Source organism: Xanthomonas sp. SHU 199, from assembly GCF_000364665.1.
GTDB classification, from domain to species: domain Bacteria; phylum Pseudomonadota; class Gammaproteobacteria; order Xanthomonadales; family Xanthomonadaceae; genus Xanthomonas_A; species Xanthomonas_A sontii.
In genome coordinates this window covers 1-1,896 of sequence record NZ_AQOI01000220.1, presented here as the reverse complement: position 1 = coordinate 1,896, position 1,896 = coordinate 1, and the positions used below count along the sequence as shown (strand labels likewise).

Sequence of the window (1,896 nt, the reverse complement as noted above, 5' to 3'; positions counted from 1 at the left end):
CCATCCGCCGCTGCGGAAGGGAACCCGGTAAATCAAAAGCCAAAGCAACGGCAACAGCAGAAACAACGGCAAATGCCAAAGCAACAGCAACAGCAACAGCAACAAGGCTGTCGCCTTTCTTAGCGCGAGAACACCCACATATCACAGCTTCGGCCAGCACCAAGCCACATGTGCGACCAGCGCACAATGGACAGAAGCAGCGTTCAAGAGATGGCAGTGAAGCGTAAGACCGGACACTCACTGCGACCGGCCTGAAACACAGCACATCTACTCACAACAGGCGGTCGTGCGCCTCGCGAAGGACGTGAGCCTCCAGCAGGAATGTCCCACACATCAAGGACAGGGAAAGGAGGGCCGGCGATCAGCTTTTCCGATTCCCCATTCCCGTCCCCCCATTCCCGGCACTACAGATCAAACCCCAGCAACAACGGATCGTGATCGGAACTGCGCCACGGGCCCGGCAGATCGCGCTCGCGGTAACCGTCGCTGTCGGGCAGGTCGGCGTTGACGTGCCATTCGGCGGCGCCGCGCAACCGCGCTGCCAGCACCGGGCTCAGCAAGGCATGGTCCAGCCGGCCGCTGAGGCCGCGATAGACGAAGCTGTAGGGCTGCGCGACATGCGCCTCCTGCAGCGCGTCGCGCCAGCCGGCGTCGCGCAGCAGGCGCAACGGATCTTCCATCGCATAGGCGTTGAAATCGCCGAGCAGCACGCTGGACGTGCTGCCAGTGCCGGTGGGGTCGCTGCGCAGCCACGCGTCCAGGCGCCGCGCCGACTCGGTGCGGGTCGCGTTCCAGCAACCCTGGCCGTCGCCGCGGTCGGTATCGGCGCCGCTCGCCTCGCTGCAGCCGCCCTTGGACTTGAAGTGATTGGCCAACACCACGAACGGCGCGCCGTTGCCGTGACGGAAGGCCTGCGCCAGCGGCACCCGGCTGTGCTCGGCGAACGGCCCGCCTTCCAGCATCGCCGGCTTGCCGACCGGGCTCACCCGCGAGGCGCGGTAGATCAGCCCGACCCGGATCGGGTTGTCGCCGGGGCCGCGCCCGGCGTCGACGAAGCGCCAGTCGCCGCCGCCGGCATTGAGCGCGTCGACCAGGCTGGCGATCGCCGAGGTCGGGCCGTAGCCGTCGTTCTCCAGTTCCATCAGTGCGGCGACGTCGGCCTGCAGCGGGCGGATCGTCGCCACCAGCTTGCGCAGCTGCGCCTGGAACTCGGCCGGCGTGCGCGCGCCGCGCAGGGTCGGGAAACCGCCGCCACGGCCGTCGCCGTTGAAGAAGTTCTCCAGGTTGAAGGCGGCGATGCGCAAGGTGCCGTCGACCTGCGGCGGCGCCGGTTCCGGCGGCGGCGTCAGCTGCAGCGCGGCGATCGGGTACAGCCGCGCCACGCCATCGATCACCCCGCCGACGATGCCCTCCACGTCCTGGACCGTGCTACCCGCGCGCGGCGGTGCAGCGGCGCTGCCCAGATAGTCCGGAAGTTTTGCCGTTGCCGTTGCCGTTGCCGTTGCCGATGTTGATGTCGGCGTCGGCGCACCGAGCGTGCCCAGGCGCAGCCCGCGCCGCGCGTTGTCGGCCACCACCGCCGCCTGCTCGGCGCTGCCGGGCGCGGCCACTTCGCTGGGCTGCCACAGGCGTCCGCCGAAGGCCACGCCCAGTTCGCCGGTCTTGCCCAGCGCATCGTTGTCGACCACGGTCAGCGGCGCGGCGATGCGCACGCGCATACCGGCCAGCGCCGACCAGTCGGCCGGCGCCGCGTCGAGCACCTGCAGCGGCAAGGGCTGCGCCCGTGCCAGCACGGTATGCCCCTGCTCCAGCACGCTGCGCCCGACGAAAGCCGTGCCGGCCTTGGCCGACGCGGCGGCCTGCGGCGCCAGCTCGCCCCACACCCGCACGCGGTCG

General features: G+C 69.7%; 1 protein-coding gene. It reads right to left on the bottom strand.

Annotation, left to right across the window (positions count from 1 at the left end):
• Positions 1-404: 404 nt before the first annotated feature.
• Positions 405-1,896: ExeM/NucH family extracellular endonuclease (locus tag D183_RS0108870; RefSeq protein WP_017908694.1), on the bottom strand; the 1,492-nt coding region annotated here is incomplete at its 5' end.